This is a genomic window from Halovalidus salilacus (assembly GCF_031852275.1).
Classification (GTDB): Archaea; Halobacteriota; Halobacteria; order Halobacteriales; family Natrialbaceae; genus Halovalidus; species Halovalidus salilacus.
In genome coordinates this window covers 207,057-223,274 of record NZ_CP134700.1, presented here as the reverse complement: position 1 = coordinate 223,274, position 16,218 = coordinate 207,057, and the positions used below count along the sequence as shown (strand labels likewise).

The following is a 16,218-nucleotide window of genomic DNA, read 5'->3' as shown; positions in this document are numbered from 1 at the left end:
TGTAGCTTCCCCCAATATGTGTTGGAATGAGCGAGATCCACACGCACGAAAGGGGACGCCCCCGTCGGCGTCCGGGGACGCGTCCCGGTTGCCGCCTCGAGGCAGAGACAGTACGGTATCGAATCGGCGGCGATGTGTGACAGCACGTGCACGCGTGGATGACACCAGTCAGAGGCCTTCACGCCGCAGTCCTGTATTCCCGGGCCACGGTTCGTGGCCACTCGAGGAGTATGCGAAACACCGACGTAACTGTTCCCCATAAACAGTTTGCCGTTTCCTGGAACGCACGCGGAACGAACTGCTGTCTCGTTCGGCCGAGTCGTCGGGCGTCCGGGGGCGTTCCCGATCTCACGCCGACGTCCCACCTCGAAAACGGGCGGTTAGTGGCCCGTCTCCCTCCGGTGATCTCCTCGTTCTTCGGCGACCTCGCTCGAGGGTCGGGGATGGTCGTCGTGCCACGGGTTCACTCGCTCGTAGGCGGCGCTCGCGGCGACGATCGTTCGATCGTCGTGCGACGGACCGATGAGCTGGAGCCCGACCGGCGCGCCGTCAGCGGTGAGTCCGGCCGGGACGGACGCCGCAGGATGGCCGGTCATGTTACAGACGGTCGTGATGAGCCAGCCGACGACTGGGTGGACGTCGACCCCGTCGACCTCGGTCGGGCCGAGCACGTCGTTCGGGAACGGCGGCACCGACAACGTCGCGGTGGCGACGAGGTCGTACTCCTCGAGCGCCGCTTGCAGGCCCGCGTACGCCCTCGAGCGCGCCTCGATCGTCTTTGCGAGTGCGTCGTCGCGGATCTCGCCGTCCTCGCGGTACGCGAAGCCGGTTTCGATGATGTCGAGCAGCGGATCGGGGTACAGGTCCCGATCTTCGCCCAGTACGTCGATGCCGTGTTCCTCCATGTGGTTCTGCGCCAGTTCCGCGTACGAGGTGGTCCAGACGATCCAGACGGCGTCGATAAACTCCTCGTAGGACTGCCCGAGGTCGACCTCGGTCGATTCGACGGTCGCCCCTTCCTCGGTGATCGTTCCGACCGCTTCGTCCACGACGTCCCGGACGCGTCGGTCGACCGGGTAGGTGCTCAACCCGGGGTCGTACCCGATCGAGAGACCGTCGACGTCGTCGGTGAGCGCGGCCCGATAGTCCGTTCGCAACTCCTCGGTCCCGTCGTACTCGTACATCGCCGACAGCGTGAGTGCGGCGTCGGCGACGGTCCTGGTCGACACGCTCGGCTGGAAGTACGTGTTGCCGGTCCCGAACTCCCCGGGATCGTCGATCCGCGGAAAGAGTCCGTAGGTATTGGTGAACGAGGCGGGGATACGAATCGAGCCGGCCCCGTCGGTGCCCGTCGCGAACGGCAACATCGCGTCGGCGACCGCGGCGGCGCTCCCGCCGGAGGAGCCCCCGGCGTTCAACTCGAGGTCGAACGGCGTCGGCGTCGGCCCGATGAGCAGGTTGTCGGTCTTCCCCATGTAGCCGCCCTCGGGCGTGTTCGTCTTTCCGACGGGGATCGCTCCGGCGTCGAGGAACGCCTGCACCTCCGGATCCGTCTCCTCGGCGACGTTGTCCTCGAGTGCGAGGAACCCGTCGGTGAAGCGGACGCCCTCGAGCCGCTGGCGATCCTTGATCGCGAACGGGACTCCGTGCAGCGGCCCGACGTCGTCCCCGCGCTCGAGCGCCCGTTCCGCTTGCTTCGCCTCGGCTCGAGCGCGCTCCGGGATCAGCGTGATGAACGCGTTCAGTTCGTCGTCTCGCTCGTCGATCCGCTCGAGGAAGGCGTCGACGACTTCCACCGGCGAGAGCTCTCCCTCTCGGATTCGCTCGGCGACGACCGTCGTCGGTTCGAAGACGAAGTCGTCGGTCGACGTTCCGCCAGCCTTCTCGCCCCGTTTTCGTTTGTACTTCTCGTTCGTCTCGTCCTCACCGACCGCGCCGACCCGTCCGCCTCCGAGGACCGCCGCGCCGCCCCCGAGCAGCGCCCCGAGGTAACCGCGTCGGCTGTGAGATCGTCGTCCGTCAGCGTGACCGTGATTATCAGTCATCTGGAAGCCGTCATCGACACCGGTAAAAAGTAGTCTTGGTAATGTTTGATCCGTTTACATCCGAAAGCTATCGTCCACCTCGAGTCGGGCCTCTCGGCGCTATTGCGGTCAGTCTCAGTGTACACGTCCGATACGGCCCCCTCGAGGCATAACGGCTCGAACGAGATTCGGGGAGACCCCGCTCGAGTGGTTGCACGATTACACCGTATCACATCCAAATCGCGTAAGTAGATATTAGAACGGTATTCGCAGTAGCGGTTCGAGTATCGAAGGGCTACTCGAGGGTTCGTTACTCAACTCCGTGTCGATCGAATGTTGCGGCTCACGGAGTTGTTCGCGGTAGCAAAATGGGATCGCTCGGATTTGAACCACGGTCGTTCCGCTTCGCACCACTCCCTGATTCAAATCCTCGCTCGTCCACTTCCTGCTGCTCGCGAGGTTGCTCGCAGTAGCAATATGGGATCGCTCGGATTTGAACCGAGGTCACGGGCACCCAAGGCCCGAAGTATACCAAGCTAACCCACGATCCCGTACCCCTCCTTCCGCACCGACGTCATAAAGCGTTTCGTTATCGGCCGAACGGTTTTCCCGGGCCCCGTCGTAGCGGGCGTCCACATGGTCACCGGACTCGAGATCGCACTGCTGGTCCTCGCCCTCGTATTCGTGCTCGTCGCCGCGACGATCGTCCGGGCGGCGAAGCCCCTCATCGTCAACGCGATCGTCGGCCTGCTCGTCCTGTTTCTCGCACACGCCGTCTTCGGCGTTCAGGTCGCCGTCACGCCGATCGCGCTCGTGATCGTCGCCCTCGGCGGATTCCCGGGGTCGCTGGTCGTCCTCCTGCTGGCGCTGTTCGGCGTCGCGTTCGTGCCGTGACGGGCGCAGCCTCGAGTCACTCGTCGAGCGTCTCGGCGATGTCCTCGTCGGTCGCCTCGGTGAGCGAGTCGGGCGACTCGCCCGCCTCGGGGTCGACGTCCGTCTCCGACGCGGGGTCCGACTCGATGGCGACGTCGATCTGCCGGTCGAGGTCGTCGAGCGCGCCGGTCGTGACGCCGAAGACGAACTCGGATCCGTCGTCCGCGTCGTCGCCGTCGTCCCACTCCTCGAGCACCGTCGCGACCTCGTCGTCGGTCGCCTCCGGGATCGACGCCGGCGAGCCGTCCTCGGCGACGACCTCGTCGAAGAGCGTCCCGAAGGTGGCGACCACCCGGTTTTCCACCCGCGAGGTGTCGAGGTGGAAGTGCGCGTAGGCGTCGACCCGCTCGAGACGGGTCGCGAGCACGTGGGCGAACTGGAAGACCGTCGCCGGATCGGTGTGGACGAGGAGGGAATCGAGCGAGTCGAAACAGACGACGAGGCGGTGGTCGTCGTCGTCGGACCAGTGCTCGCAGAACCGGCTGAGCGCGATCCCGATCGCCGCGAGGTCCGTCGGGTCCTCGACCGGGTCGACCACGAACGCCCGGTCGTACGCCGGGAGCCCGTCGCCGGCGCCGAGCACGTCCCCCACCGCGACGACGCCGAAGCGCTCGAGGTCGTCCGCGTACGGCCACTCCGGCGGTTCGTCGGAGAACGTCACGGCGACCGCGGCGGTCGGCCCGTCGACGTGACGGAGTCCGTGGCAGGCCGTCGGCTCCGGGCGGGGATCCGCCGAACGGTGAACCAGGAGGACGTTCGCCGGAGGTTCGACGTCGAGCGGCTCGGACGAGTCCGCGTTCGCGTTCGGCTCCATGGGGGACTGTGCGCCCCGGATTCGGGGTGCGTTGGCGCCCCTTCTCAGCGGACCGACTTAATTCCCTCGAGTACGGCGGTCGAACGATCCGCGGCGCTCGACGACCGGCGATCGAGCGATCCGCGGTGCCACTGACTCGCGGTCGGACGGCCGGGAGAACGGGACCGCCGCGGAGGGAGCGGCGACGAACTGCGCTCCAGACGCGGGTCTACGAGTCGGTATCCGTTCGATCGGCGGTTCCCGTTCCTTCCTCGGTTTCCCGTTCGTTCCCGCGTTCGGTTCCGCTCTCGCGGTCGGATCCGCCCCCGTTTCCGGCGTCGCTCGTCCGAGTTTCGTCGTAGGCCGTCCCCGACCCCGACGACTCGGGGTCGGCGTTCGCGCTCGAGTCGGCGGCCGTCGAATCGGACGGTCGGTCGGACGGGGCGTCGCGCTCCTCGGTCGGCGTTCCCCCGCCTTCGCGACGAGCGTCACGGTCGTCGGGGCGACCGCTGGCCGATCCGCGCTCGTCCGCCGACCGGTCGGCACGACGGGAACCCGCTCGAGAGCGTCCGAACGGCGAGGTCCGGTCCGGCGACGGGGGTTTGGATCGGGTGCCGAAGCGGTCCATGAACGTCGGTCGTTTGAGCGCCTCGGTGGTGTCGGGAGGGAGCGTGTCGACGTCGAACCCCTCGAGCGAGTCGGGGAACTCGGCGTGGCCCACGTCGTACGTCTCGGGGTCGTCGATCGGTTCCGGTTCGACGAGTTCCTCCCAGAGTTCCTCGTCGGTGTCGACGTCGGCGGCGCGCGCGCGGGCCTCGTCCCGGCCCTTCTGGTAGGCGAGTTCGACGAAGCTCCGGTCGTAGGTCGTCGGAACGGCGTCGACCAGTCGCTCTAACTCGTCGGGGTAGCGTTCGCCCAGTTGCGCGGCAACACCCAGCGCGTACGCCCGCTCCACCGCCTCCTCGCGGTCGTCGATCTCCTCCCAGTCGGTTCCGTAGGTGTCTTCGTACATCTCGAGGGACTCACGAGTGGATTTTCGTCTCCGGATCGACCCGGAGGCCGCGGTCGGTGAACTCGATCTCGCGGATGTCGCAGTCGATCGGCGTCCCCCGCATCTTGATCAGCTGGATGCCCCGAACCATCTCGCCGGCCTCGAGGTAGTTGTGGAAGAACACGACGCCGTGGGCCAGGTAGTGGGCGTCGGAGTAGGAGGTCGGGTCGGTCATCTCCGAGATCAGAAGCACCGTGGCGTCGGTCCGCTTGAGCTTCGTCAGGAACGTGACGAGCGCGTCGAGGTCGTCCGAGAAGTAGTACTCGAGCAGCATCGTGGAGTCGATGATCAGCCGGTCGACGCCCTTCGACTCGACGATGGAGACGATCTTGTTCGAGAAGTTGTCGATGTTCGCGGAGACGTCCCGGCTGCCCCGCGAGGAGGTGGAGAGGAGGCGCTGCGCGTCGCCGTCGAGGACGTTGAGGAACTTGACCTGGCCGGAGGCGATCGCCTTCTCGAAGCCGAACTCGAAGCTCGACATGTCGTTGACCAGTTCCTCCTGGGTCTCGTGCATGCTCAGGTAGAGCGTCCGCTCGTCGTCGATGGCGCCCTTGGTCGCGAACTGCGCGCAGAAGGTCGTCTTCCCGCTGCCCGGCGGGCCGCTGATGATGTACAGGCGGTCTTTCAGGAGGCCCCCGTTGACCAACGTATCGAAGCCGGGTACGCCCGTCGAAACTCGCATTGAGGGAACCACGGTCGTGATCGGATAAATAGGCACTGGCAACGATCCGAATTCGGTACAGGTCGCGACGCTCGTCAGAAATCGGACGGCGGGAGGGAGGAGGCGCGATCGGAGCACGAGTTGAGCGTACTCCGAGTCGAAAGGGTCCTCGAGTCGGGGCGCCCACGAATCGGCGCACCCCTCGAGCCGAACGGGAGCGAGCGCCCCTCAGAGATCGTCGTCGCGGAGTTCGAGCGCCGCCACCAGCTCGTACGGGTGGGCGTCCTTGCGGATGCCGTCGAGGAGGGCGAACGCTTCGCCGGGGTCGAGGAAGTGGCGGGTGACGACCCGGCCCAGCGGCGTGGGCTCGAAGCCGTCGATGAACTCGTACTTGAGGAGTTTTCCGATCGCGTGTTTGGTGGGCACCTCGCCGAGCATGCGGTCGTTGAGCCGTTTCGCGGCCTTGCCGCCCACCGTGACGTTGGCGAGGGTCTCCTCGACCGCCGCGGCCTCGTCGTAGCGGGTCATCACCGGCTCCATCTCCCCTTTGAGCAGCTTGAACGCCACCTCGTCCTCGGTCATCTCCATCGAGTTGTGGTACGCGCAGTCGGGTTCGACGAGGACGTACACCGTGCCCTCGTCGTGGTAGTCCGGCCGGCCCGCCCGCCCGAGCATCTGGTGGAACTCCTGGACGGAGAGCCACTCGATGCCCATCGCGAGCGTGTCGAAGACGACCTGGGAGGCCGGGAAGTCGACGCCCGCGGCCAGGGCGGCGGTCGTCACGACGGCGGCGAGTTCCTGGTCGGCGAACTGCCGCTCGACGCGCTTTCGGCGCTTGTAATCCAGCCCCGCGTGGTACGGCGCCGCCGAGTACTCGAGTTTGCGCGCGATCTCGTGACACCGCCGCCTCGAGTTGGTGAATACGATCGTCTGGCCGCGGTACCCCTTCGACGACTCGGTGTCGAACTCGCGCTTGACGAGTTTGTTCTCGATGCGCACCTTCTCCTGTCCGTCGGCGAAGGTGACGTGGCGCTCGATGGGGACGGGGCGCTCCTCGAACTCGATGAGTTTCGACTCGAGCGTCCCCGCCAGCTGTTCGGGGTTGCCGACGGTCGCCGAGAGGTAGATCCACTGGGCGCCGCCGTAGTCGTCCCGGCTGCGTTCCCGCTGCTCGCAAGTGTACTTCAGCCGCGAGATGAGGCCGTCGAGGCGGTGACCCCGTTCCTCCTCCTTGAGGGTGTGGACCTCGTCGATGACGACCGTCCCGACGTCGCCCATGTCCTTGCCGGTCCGGAGGGCGTGGTCGATCCCCTCGTAGGTGCCGACGATGACGTCCGCGTTGGGGTCGAACTTGTTTCCGGAGTCCGAAATGCGGCTCGCGCCGACGCGGATCGAGACGTCGACGAGGTGGCCGTACTCCGCTTTGAAGTCCTCGTACTTCTGGTTCGCCAGGGCGACGAGCGGGACGAGAAAGAGCATCTTCCCCTTCCCGTTGAGCACCCGGTTGATGCCGGCCAGTTCGCCTACGAGGGTCTTGCCGGTCGCCGTCGCGGAGACGACGAGTTGATCCTCGCCCTCGAACAGGCCGTTCTCCGCGGAGAGGCTCTGGACCGGCAGCAGCGTCTCGAACCGGTCCTCGAGCAAGTTCTGCAGCCCCGGATGCAGGTTCAGCGAGTCGACCCGGACGGGATCGACCTCGTCGGTCGTCGCCGAGATCGTATCGAACTTCGTCAGGTCGGGGTCGAGCCGCCCCTTGAGCAGGTTGGCGATCCGTTCTAAGTCCTGCACCTCGAGCATCAGTTCCTCGAGGCGCTCTTTCGCCGCGCCCGTCACGTTGCCGGCGTAGGAGAGGTGGCGCTCGAGTTCGCGACCGGCGCAGTCGGTGCAGATCCAGTCGTCGCCGTCCCTGATCGCCGTCTCGGTCGTGATCGGCGAGTAGCGGCCCGCGGAGGCGCAGTACCGGCAGGTGCGAACGGTCTTGGCCTTCTCCTCGAGCTGGTAGCCCTCGAGCATCTCGGTCAGTTCCCGCCGCCCCTCGGGGGAGGTCTGCTCGGAGATGCGGATCCGTCGGGCCATGCGGGCGAGTTCGACGAACTCGTCGGGCTGGCGGGGCTCCTCGCTCGAGCCGCGCTTGAGCCTGAACTTGGCGGGCCGGGGGCCCGCGTCGGTTTCGGAGAGGCCGAGTTTCGCCCGGAACAGCCGCTCGCCGTCCCGGGTGACCACGACGAGGTAGTCCTTGCCCGTCTCGTGGCAAAAGATCGTCTCGACCTCCTGCACCTGCTTCGACACGAGTATCGATAGTGGCGTGGCGTACTTGAGCGGTTCGGACTCGAGCGGCGGTTCGGGCCGCTCGGACCCTCGTGGCACGGAGCGACGCGCTCGCTCGCGTCACCCGTCCATCGCTCGTCGCCGACGCAGGAGGTAGTATCCCGCCACGACCGGCTGGAGCGGCGGGACGACCAGGCTGCCGAAGGCGAGGCCGAAGTAGAACGCCGGATTCGGGCGCCACGTCCCGCTGTGGGTGCACACGTAGGCCGCGTCCCGGTGGATCGCGATCGGAAACGCGCCGAATGCGACCGCGCCGGCCACCCCGACGGCGACCGTGAACAGCCCCGGAACGGAGCGGACGATGGCGACGGCGGCGGCGACCAGCCCGAGCGTCGACGCGGCGACCGAGACGGCGACGACGAGCCACCAGGCCGACCACCCCGGCGGCGTACCGAACCGCCGGTGGCGCCGGTAGAGGTAGACGACGCCCGCGACCGGGGCCGCGAGCAGCGCGAACGCCGCGTTGCGCCGCGGGTTCGGTCGCCACCGCGAGTACCGACGGACCCGGCGCGCGTCGAGGAACACCGCGGCGATCGTACCGAGCATCAGGAGGACGTAGCCGGCGGCGGCGAACAGGACGAACCCCCGCTCGAGGAGGGGGACGCCGGGGTCGGCCTCGCGAAGCGCGCCGACCGCGCCGACCCCCAGCACCGGCGGGAAGAGGTACAGCACCCCCTCGACGATGCGCGCCCAGTCGACCTCGTCTACCTCCCCCGGGGCGAGCGTTCGCGGCGTCATCGGCCGGCGCTCCTCGTTCGGCCGTCGCTCGCCGCCCGTCGTCGGAACGGGGTCGGCGTCGAGCGGGTCGAACGCACGCGTTCGCTCGAGCGACGCGGTCCTACAGCGCCTCCTTGTACGCCTCGAGCGTCCGGTCGACGTCCTCCTCGGTGTGAGCGTAGCTGACGAACTGGCACTCGAACTGGTTCTGCGAGAGGAAGATTCCCCGATCCTTCATCTGGCCCCAGAAGATCCGGCGCCAGCGCTCGGTCTCGGCGTTCTTCACGTCCGCGGCGTTCTTCGGGCTGTAATCGTAGCGCGGACAGGTCGGATCCTGTCGGCAGCCGGCCGGGCACTGCTCCTCGAGGGCGTCCTTTCCGGGACCCTCGCGCGTGAAGATCACCTTGAACATGCTCCCGATCCCGGTGACCGTATAGTTGGGCGCCTGGTCGGCGAGGATCTCGGTCAGCCCCCGCCGGAGGCGGTCGCCGAGGCCGTCGACGTGGTCGTAGACGTCGTTCTCGGCGGCGAACTGCAGCGTCTCGAGGCCGGCGGCCATCGTGACCGGGTGGCCGGAGAAGGTGCCGGCCTGGAAGACGTCGCCGACGGGCGCGAAGTGCTCGATAATTTCGGCCCGGCCGCCGATGGCGCCCACGGGAAAGCCCCCGCCGATGATCTTCCCGAACGTGGTGAGGTCGGGCGTGACGCCGAAGTGGCTCTGGGCGCAGCCGAGGCCGCCGACGCGGAAGCCGGTGATGACCTCGTCGAAGATCAACAGCGCGCCGTGTTCCTCGGTGATCTCCCGGAGGAACTCGTGGTAGCCCTCCTCGGGGTAGACGATGCCGTAGTTCCCGAGGATCGGTTCGGTGAGAACTGCGGCGATGTCGTCGCCGTGTTCCTCGAACACCTCGGCCATCGCCCCCTCGTCGTTGAAGGGAACGGGGAGGGTGTGCTCGGCGAACGACTGCGGGATTCCGGCGGAGGACGGCCTGGGATTCTCGCGGTCGCCCTCGACGAGCGTCGACTCCTGGGCGCCGTGGTAGCCCCCCTGCATGACGACGATCTTGTTTCGGCCGGTGTAGCCGCGGGCGAGGCGGACCGCCGAGACCGTCGCCTCGGTCCCCGAGTTCACGAACCGGATCTTCTCGACGCTCGGGACGTGGCGGACGACGAACTCGGCGAGATCGACCTCGATCTCCGTGGGCATTCCGTACATCGGCCCCTCGCTGGCGGTCCGCTGGATCGCCGCCTGCACGGGTTCGGGGAGGTCGTGGCCCAAAAGCAGCGGGCCGAGGCCCATGACCCAGTCGACGTACCGGTTCCCGTCGGCGTCGACGATGTGGCCGCCGTCGCCCTTCCGCACGAACGAGGGGTACGGTTCGATCGCCGCGCGCACCGCGGAGTTCACGCCGCCCGGCATCACCGAGAGCGCCCTGTCGTACAGCGCGCGCGATTGGTCGTCGTTCGCGTTCATGCGCGATCCTTGGGCACCCGGTGGCAAAGTAGTACCGAGGTTCGCCGCCGGCGGCGACTCGAGCGCCGCGGTCGCACCTCGTCGAACGACGTCGCTCGAGGTGGGCTCTCGAAGCCGTCGCTCGGCGTTCGAAACCGAACGAACGGGCGTCACACCGCGAGCGATCGCGGCGGACGCGGACAGGAGCAGTCTCGCAACCGATTACGTTCGCAGCGATGTCGCATTCGGCGTCGGCGCCGCACCGACGGAACGCAGGGTGACCTCGAGGCCCGTTCGGTCGTCGCGATCAGACGGCGTCCGTCCCGGTCTTGCCGGTGCGGACCTGGTAGGCGTCCTCGACCGGAATGACGAAGATCTTGCCGTCGCCGGGTTCGCCGGTGTTGGCCGCCTCGCCGATGGCCTCGACGACGTCCTCGGCCGGGATGTCGGCGACGACGCACTCGATTTTGACCTTCTGGTGGAGGTCGACCGTGTACTCCTCGCCGCGCCACTGGCCCTTCTTCGCGGGCTGGGAGCCGCGGCCGGATACGTTGGTGACCGTCAGCGACGGCGCGCCGACTTCGGCCAGCGCCTTCTTGACCGCGCCGAGGCGGTCGGGGCGGATGATCGCGGTGACCATCTTGATTTCCGCGCCGCCGTCGGATCGGAGATCCGACGAAGATCCCGAATCTTCGATTCGCTCACCGCCGTCGGTGCGGATCTCCTTCCCGCCGTCCGTCCGGGCGACGGTGCCGCCGTCGGTGGCGACGTCCACGTCGGGTTTGCCGAACTCGGGGTAGGTGTCGACGCCGTGTTCGGAGACGTCGAGGCCGTCGCGCTCGTGTTCGGGCGTGACTCGAGCCTGTCCCATCGCCTTGAACGCACCCCAGATGAGGGCGGTCGTGACGACGGTCCAGGCGGCGATGATGACGACGCCGGCGAACTGGGCGAGGAACATGTCAACCCTGCTCACGCCGGCGTCGGCGAGGTAGTCGGGTGCGACGACGATCGGGAGCATGAGGGTCCCGATGATCCCGGCCGAGCCGTGGACGGGGAAGACCGCACAGACGTCGTCGATCTTCAGGACCTTCTCGACGAACTCGAAGACGATCGGCAGCTGTGCGCCGGCGACGCCGCCGACGAGGAACGCGCCCCACCAGCTGGACGCGTGGGGAATGGCGGTGATTCCGACCAGACCCGCCAGCAGGCCGTTGGCGACGTACAGCGTGTCGACCTTTCCGGTCTTGAACCACGCGACGAGCCCGGCGCCCATCGCGCCGCAGGCCATCGAGACGGTCGTGGTGAGCGCGACGCGGCCCAGTTGATCGCCGACGAAGGCGCCGTCGGCGAAGATGGCCGAGGTGCCGACGTTGAACCCGTACCAGCCGAACGCGAGGATCAACGTCCCGAGGACGGCGAAGGTCAGCGAGTGGCCGGGGATGACGTTCGCGGAGCCGTCGTCGTTGAACCGTCCGATGCGCGGTCCCAGGATCCAGGCTGCGGTCAGTCCGGCGATGCCGCCCATCGCGTGGACGACCGTCCCGCCCGCGAAGTCGTCGAAGGGGTACCCGATGGCCGATCCGACGGCACCGTCGATGCCGAGCAAGCCGGTTTCGTACCAGGCCATCCCCGAAACGACCGGGTAGATGACCGCGGCCAACAGGAAGGTGTACGTGACGTACGCGCGGAGCTTCGCGCGACCGGCGACCGCCCCGGAGACGATCGTCGCGGCGGTCATCGCGAAGACGGCCCCGTACAACCAGTCGATCCAGTCGGTCCCGCTACTCGCGTAGGCGGGCGCGTACTCGCCGGCACCGACCAGGCTATCGACCCCGGCGCCGACCAGGAAGAACACCGTCACGCCGACCGACCAGGTCAACAGGTTCTTCGTCAACTGGTTTGCGACGTTCTTCGAGCGCACCTGCCCCGCCTCGAGCATGGCGAAGCCGGCGTGCATGAAGAAGATCAGGAACGAAACCATCAGGATCCACGTGTAGTTGATGGCCTCCATGGTGGCGTCCGCTTGCAGCAGCGCCGACTCCATCAGCGACCCGCCTCCGTTGGACGGTCAGTTACCCACGATACAATTAGACGATCGTACCCATCTGACGATTTCGGATTCATTTTCGTATTCCAAATCACGTTCAAGTTCGACGTAGTTAGACAATATAAGGATTAGCGTTTACAAACGTCAATATACGGGTCGATAATAGCACGATGCGTCCGAATCTAGAGGTGATGTAATGCGTATAAGGGTGTTGAACTGGGCGGTCTTTTCGATCGGTGCTTATACAGTGGACGTTCGTAAAGACATCTGGTTGATAGTATATCGTCGGATTCCCTCGAACGCCCGTACAACCTCCGCTCGATCGGGTCCCGCGCGGCAGAACGTACCAGTTCGCACGGTAATGAGGAGTCCCGCTGGACGAACGGTCGATCCCTGGTGTGAATCAGTGGCGAACCGCATCGGGAGTCGCGCGGTCGAACGGGATGGGGGCCCAAGCCGCCGAGCGGTCCGATCAATACTCGCCGGCCCTGCACTCGAATCGCCGCGGCGACCGGTTCGTACTCAGGCACCCCCGCGAGGCGTACCCGCGAGCACTCACCGGGCGCCGCCCAGCGACCGCGCCACGTCCTCGGCGAAGTAGGTGAGGATCAGGTCCGCGCCGGCGCGCTTGATCGACAGCAGCGACTCGAGGGCGACCGCCTCCAGATCCAGCCACCCCTTCTCGGCGGCGGCGTGGAGCATGGCGTACTCCCCGGAGACGTTGTAGGCGGCGACGGGGTGGTCGAACTCCCGGCGGACGGCGCTGACGATATCGAGGTAGGGGAGGGCGGGTTTGACCATCAGCACGTCGGCGCCCTGCTCGACGTCGTGGCGAACCTCGCGCATCGCCTCGCGCGCGTTCGCGGGATCCATCTGGTAGTGGCGGCGGTTGCCGAAGGCGGGCGCGCCGTCGGCGGCGTCCCGGAACGGGCCGTAGAACGCGCTCTCGTACTTCGCCGCGTAGCTCATGATCGGGACGTGCTCGAACCCCTCCCGGTCGAGCGCCCCGCGCATCGCGGCGACCATCCCGTCCATCATCCCGCTCGGAGCGACCATGTCCGCCCCCGCCTCGGCGTGGGAGACGGCGATCCGCTCCAGGGCCTCGAGCGTCGCGTCGTTGTCGACGGTGAGCGTCGGTTCGCGGTCGTGGGCGTGGACGTTCTCTCCTCCCTCACCGTCGCCGCGCACCCCCTCCTCGAGCGGGCCGCAGTGGCCGTGATCGGTGTACTCGCAGAGGCAGACGTCGGTGACGACGTAGGCGTCGGTCTCGGCGGAGATCCGGCGAAGGGCCTCCTGGATCACGCCGTCGTCGGCCCAGGCGCGGCTCCCCTCGGGGTCCTTCGACCTCGGGATGCCGAACAGCATCACCGACTCGACGCCCGCCTCGAGCACTTCTTCGACGCGGTCGACGCTCTCGTCGATCGGGACGCGCTCGTGGCCGGGCATCGACTCGATCGGGACGCGCTCGTCGGTCGTCGCGTCGACGAACACCGGCGCTATGAAGTCCGTCGGCTCGAGGGTCGTCTCGCTGACGAGTCCCCGAATACGGTCCCGGCGGAGCCGACGGGGGCGGTAGGTGAGTTCCATGCGAGGACTCTACAGACGGACGGATGAAAAACGGCGCGCTCTCGAGCGTCCGACGCCCGCTTGGCGCGTACTGGTGAGACCTTCATCGGTCCGGGAGACACTCATCGGTCCGGGAGGCCCTCGTCGATCCGGGAGAACGAGCTATCGATCGAACGGAGCGCGGCGACGATCCGGAAACGCGACCGACGGGCGAGCCGATCCCCAGTTTTAGGCGGCCCTAACCCTCGAAACCGGCAGATTCGGAGGGTGCGTATTCCGTATCTTTAAGTGTTCGCCTCTCGTTTCACCTGTTAGCAATGGCCATAGATCCGCAGTTCACCGAAAACCGCGAGAAAGTCGACGAGCACGAGGGGCACGCCGTCTGGGGGCCGGTCGACGAACCGGAACAGCTCGGCATCCACGGCACCCACGTGGCCGTCGACTTCGACATCTGCATCGCCGACGGCGCCTGCCTCGAGGACTGTCCGGTCGACGTCTTCGAGTGGGTCGAGACGCCGGGCCACCCCGAGAGCGAGGAGAAGGCGGATCCGGCTAACGAGGCCCAGTGCATCGATTGCATGCTCTGCGTCGACGTCTGCCCCGTCGACGCGATCGACGTCGACGCCGGGCGGACGGCCTGAACGGGTACCGCTCGCCCGCTCGCCTTTCTCGCTTTTCGCGGTTTTCGTGAACCCGTCGTCCCGTCGAACGTCACGGCCGTCTTCCCTCGACCGTCGCCTTCGTCGGCGTCTCGGTGCGAGCGCCCGCGGTGATCCTCGCGGTCGGTCGCCGGTCACCACGCTCGCGGTCGGGGATCGATCGGCCGCGATAATCGATAGAGGAGAGCGGAGTGGGTCGTCCCGGCTCGGCGGATCGCGATCGGCGCGTCGGCCGCGAATTCACTCGGCGCGGTCGACGTCGACCTTCTCCTTCAGGGTCTCGAGCCCGTCGGACTCGGCGAGCTCCTGTAACCGCTCCCGGAAGTGTTCCTCGCAGAGACCGACCTTGAGCCCGTCTGACTCGGCTGCGAAGGCTGCCTCGCGGTCACAGTAGTGGCAGTTCATACGAGAGCAGTAGGCGCCACGCCGCATTGAACCCTCCGTTATCGGTTACGTCTCCCGGATTCGGTGAACAGTCCCAGCGCCGTGAACGTCCCCTCCGATAGACCCGCGACGCCGAGGCGGTCGTCGTGTGCGTCGCTCCCGCCGGTCGCGTGCACGTCGAAGCGATCGACCGCCTCCTCGACGGGATTGCGATCGACGTCTCGGCCGTAGGGGTAGTACAGTTCGACGGCGTCGAGGTCGGCGACCAACTCGAGCGCCCGCTCGGGGAACCGGTAGCGAAGCGGGTGGGCGAGCGAGACGAGCGCGCTCGCCTCGGCGAGGGCCCGCCGCCCGCGGTCGAACGACGGGACCTCCCGCGGGACGTAACAGGGCTTCTCGAACCCGATGAGGTGGTCGAACGTTCCCTGGTAGTCGTACTCGGTATCGGGGTGGTCCGCGACCGCGCGCGCCACGTGGGGACGGCCGAAGCCGTCGTCGACGGTCACGTCGAGGTCGACGCCCAGGCGCGCCTCCACGCAGTCGACGATCGCCCGCCCGCGCTCGCGACGGTTCGCCTGGATCTCCTCGAGGAGCGCCTCGAGCGCGTCGGTCGGCTCGACGCCGTAGGCGAGCAGGTCGACCCGCTGGCCGTCGGCCGCCTCGACCCGGAGTTCGACCCCGTGGACGATCGTGACGCCGTCGCGCTCGATCCACGGCTCGTCGAACGGCTGGAGGCGGTCGTGGTCGGTGAGCGCGACGACGGTCACGCCGGCCCGGCGGGCGGCGTCGGGAACCGCCTCGAGTTCGAGGCTACCGTCCGAGCGCGTCGTGTGGACGTGCAGGTCGGCGTAGGGCATACCCGACTCGAGTCGGCCCGGTCCCATAGGGGTTTCCTCGATTCGCCCCAATCGACGGGGGATCGCGAGCGGAGCCACCCTTTCACACCTCTAGGGATATAATGACTAGGGGGAAGCTAGAGAACGTTTATGGACAATGTTTATAATCATTGTTCACGCAGGTTCGAGCGTAATGCAGCTGAATGGCACCGGCGAGTTCATCGACGACCACGAGTATCCGGCGACCACGGAGGAGTTGATCGACGCCTACGGCGATCGAACCATCGACCTCCCGAACGGGACCGAGACGGTCGGCGACGTACTCGCCCGCCTCGAGTCCGAAACATTCGAAAATCCGGAGGACGCGCACTTCGCCGTCTACTCCGCCGTTAGCAACAAGGCGATCGGCCGAGTCGGCTACAGCGACCGCGACCCGACCCCGGTCGGCAGTCCGTACTCGCCCGACGTGGTCTCTTTCTAACTGACCCTTTCCACGCGGGCCCCTCGCCCGCTACGTTCACCCGAACTCCGCGGAGATACGTCGGCGAAAAAGGCCGAGCGCGATCGGAGCGATGGGGTCGGGACAACTACACGTACAGCACACAGGCTGCGACGCCTCCGTTCCGCGGACGGAGGGTCCGCTGCTGGTGTCCGCGCGCGACCAACGGGAGCGAGGAGATCGACGACCGGCCCGGAACGAGCGAAGCGGGGAGGAGAGAGGAGTTGCATCGCGAGCGCCGTCGTTCGAGACGGCGAAACTCTCGAA

14 protein-coding genes and 1 tRNA gene are annotated in these 16,218 nt (G+C 67.2%); 3 read left to right on the top strand and 12 right to left on the bottom strand.

Annotated features, from left to right (window positions below):
- Positions 1 to 380 precede the first annotated feature (380 nt).
- Positions 381 to 2,045 carry an amidase gene (locus RJT68_RS01105; RefSeq protein ID WP_407038542.1) on the bottom strand — a complete coding sequence of 555 codons (1,665 nt, stop codon included), beginning with the start codon at positions 2,043 to 2,045 and terminating at the stop codon, positions 381 to 383.
- Positions 2,046 to 2,502: 457 nt separating this feature from the next.
- A tRNA-Pro gene (locus RJT68_RS01100) sits at positions 2,503 to 2,575 on the bottom strand.
- Positions 2,576 to 2,660: 85 nt separating this feature from the next.
- On the opposite strand from RJT68_RS01100, the gene RJT68_RS01095 reads away from it, so the two are divergent.
- Entirely contained in the window at positions 2,661 to 2,918 is a 258-nt protein-coding gene (locus RJT68_RS01095; protein ID WP_407038541.1) for a pro-sigmaK processing inhibitor BofA family protein, read from the top strand.
- Positions 2,919 to 2,934: 16 nt separating this feature from the next.
- On the opposite strand, the gene RJT68_RS01090 is transcribed toward RJT68_RS01095, so the two are convergent.
- The 8 genes from RJT68_RS01090 to hemB form a co-directional block, all read right to left on the bottom strand.
- The gene (locus tag RJT68_RS01090; RefSeq protein WP_407038540.1) at positions 2,935 to 3,771 is read right to left on the bottom strand and encodes a DUF7504 family protein; all 837 of its coding nucleotides are present in this window, start codon (positions 3,769 to 3,771) and stop codon (positions 2,935 to 2,937) included.
- 208 nt (positions 3,772 to 3,979) lie between these two features.
- Entirely contained in the window at positions 3,980 to 4,762 is a 783-nt protein-coding gene (locus RJT68_RS01085; protein ID WP_407038539.1) for a hypothetical protein, read from the bottom strand.
- Positions 4,763 to 4,772: 10 nt separating this feature from the next.
- Entirely contained in the window at positions 4,773 to 5,483 is a 711-nt protein-coding gene (locus RJT68_RS01080; protein ID WP_407038538.1) for an RAD55 family ATPase, read from the bottom strand.
- A 207-nt stretch (positions 5,484 to 5,690) separates the two neighbouring features.
- Positions 5,691 to 7,751 (bottom strand): DEAD/DEAH box helicase, encoded by a 2,061-nt coding sequence (locus tag RJT68_RS01075; protein WP_407040429.1) that lies wholly within the window; start codon positions 7,749 to 7,751, stop codon positions 5,691 to 5,693.
- A 99-nt stretch (positions 7,752 to 7,850) separates the two neighbouring features.
- On the bottom strand, positions 7,851 to 8,528 hold the full coding sequence (locus RJT68_RS01070; protein WP_407038537.1) for a hypothetical protein: 678 nt from the start codon (positions 8,526 to 8,528) through the stop codon (positions 7,851 to 7,853).
- Between the two features lie 100 nt (positions 8,529 to 8,628).
- On the bottom strand, positions 8,629 to 9,981 hold the full coding sequence (gene hemL / locus RJT68_RS01065; RefSeq protein ID WP_407038536.1) for a glutamate-1-semialdehyde 2,1-aminomutase: 1,353 nt from the start codon (positions 9,979 to 9,981) through the stop codon (positions 8,629 to 8,631).
- 286 nt (positions 9,982 to 10,267) lie between these two features.
- The gene (locus RJT68_RS01060; protein WP_407038535.1) at positions 10,268 to 12,004 is read right to left on the bottom strand and encodes an ammonium transporter; all 1,737 of its coding nucleotides are present in this window, start codon (positions 12,002 to 12,004) and stop codon (positions 10,268 to 10,270) included.
- A 558-nt stretch (positions 12,005 to 12,562) separates the two neighbouring features.
- Positions 12,563 to 13,594 (bottom strand): porphobilinogen synthase, encoded by a 1,032-nt coding sequence (gene hemB / locus RJT68_RS01055; RefSeq protein ID WP_407038534.1) that lies wholly within the window; start codon positions 13,592 to 13,594, stop codon positions 12,563 to 12,565.
- Between the two features lie 296 nt (positions 13,595 to 13,890).
- On the opposite strand from hemB, the gene RJT68_RS01050 reads away from it, so the two are divergent.
- Positions 13,891 to 14,214 carry a 4Fe-4S dicluster domain-containing protein gene (locus tag RJT68_RS01050; RefSeq protein WP_407038533.1) on the top strand — a complete coding sequence of 108 codons (324 nt, stop codon included), beginning with the start codon at positions 13,891 to 13,893 and terminating at the stop codon, positions 14,212 to 14,214.
- A gap of 258 nt (positions 14,215 to 14,472) precedes the next feature.
- Here the strand turns inward: RJT68_RS01050 and RJT68_RS01045 are convergent, their stop codons facing one another.
- Positions 14,473 to 14,637, bottom strand: coding sequence for a DUF6757 family protein (locus tag RJT68_RS01045; protein ID WP_407038532.1), 165 nt, complete (start codon positions 14,635 to 14,637; stop codon positions 14,473 to 14,475).
- Positions 14,638 to 14,675: 38 nt separating this feature from the next.
- On the bottom strand, positions 14,676 to 15,473 hold the full coding sequence (locus RJT68_RS01040; RefSeq protein WP_407038531.1) for a PHP domain-containing protein: 798 nt from the start codon (positions 15,471 to 15,473) through the stop codon (positions 14,676 to 14,678).
- A 172-nt stretch (positions 15,474 to 15,645) separates the two neighbouring features.
- Here RJT68_RS01040 and RJT68_RS01035 point away from each other — a divergent pair, with 172 nt between their 5' ends.
- A complete protein-coding gene (locus tag RJT68_RS01035; protein ID WP_407038530.1) occupies positions 15,646 to 15,933 on the top strand; it encodes a DUF5789 family protein in 288 nt (95 codons plus the stop codon).
- Positions 15,934 to 16,218 lie beyond the last annotated feature (285 nt).

What these genes read in the sequence shown, in the direction of transcription:
- RJT68_RS01035 (WP_407038530.1), top strand. Translation starts at nt 15,646, where the DNA reads ATGCAGCTGAATGGCACCGGCGAGTTCATCGACGACCACGAGTATCCG.
- RJT68_RS01080 (WP_407038538.1), bottom strand. Translation starts at nt 5,483, where the DNA reads ATGCGAGTTTCGACGGGCGTACCCGGCTTCGATACGTTGGTCAACGGG.
- RJT68_RS01085 (WP_407038539.1), bottom strand. Translation starts at nt 4,762, where the DNA reads ATGTACGAAGACACCTACGGAACCGACTGGGAGGAGATCGACGACCGC.
- RJT68_RS01090 (WP_407038540.1), bottom strand. Translation starts at nt 3,771, where the DNA reads ATGGAGCCGAACGCGAACGCGGACTCGTCCGAGCCGCTCGACGTCGAA.
- RJT68_RS01040 (WP_407038531.1), bottom strand. Translation starts at nt 15,473, where the DNA reads ATGCCCTACGCCGACCTGCACGTCCACACGACGCGCTCGGACGGTAGC.
- hemL (WP_407038536.1), bottom strand. Translation starts at nt 9,981, where the DNA reads ATGAACGCGAACGACGACCAATCGCGCGCGCTGTACGACAGGGCGCTC.
- RJT68_RS01070 (WP_407038537.1), bottom strand. Translation starts at nt 8,528, where the DNA reads ATGACGCCGCGAACGCTCGCCCCGGGGGAGGTAGACGAGGTCGACTGG.
- hemB (WP_407038534.1), bottom strand. Translation starts at nt 13,594, where the DNA reads ATGGAACTCACCTACCGCCCCCGTCGGCTCCGCCGGGACCGTATTCGG.
- RJT68_RS01060 (WP_407038535.1), bottom strand. Translation starts at nt 12,004, where the DNA reads ATGGAGTCGGCGCTGCTGCAAGCGGACGCCACCATGGAGGCCATCAAC.
- RJT68_RS01050 (WP_407038533.1), top strand. Translation starts at nt 13,891, where the DNA reads ATGGCCATAGATCCGCAGTTCACCGAAAACCGCGAGAAAGTCGACGAG.
- RJT68_RS01095 (WP_407038541.1), top strand. Translation starts at nt 2,661, where the DNA reads ATGGTCACCGGACTCGAGATCGCACTGCTGGTCCTCGCCCTCGTATTC.
- RJT68_RS01045 (WP_407038532.1), bottom strand. Translation starts at nt 14,637, where the DNA reads ATGAACTGCCACTACTGTGACCGCGAGGCAGCCTTCGCAGCCGAGTCA.
- RJT68_RS01105 (WP_407038542.1), bottom strand. Translation starts at nt 2,045, where the DNA reads ATGACTGATAATCACGGTCACGCTGACGGACGACGATCTCACAGCCGA.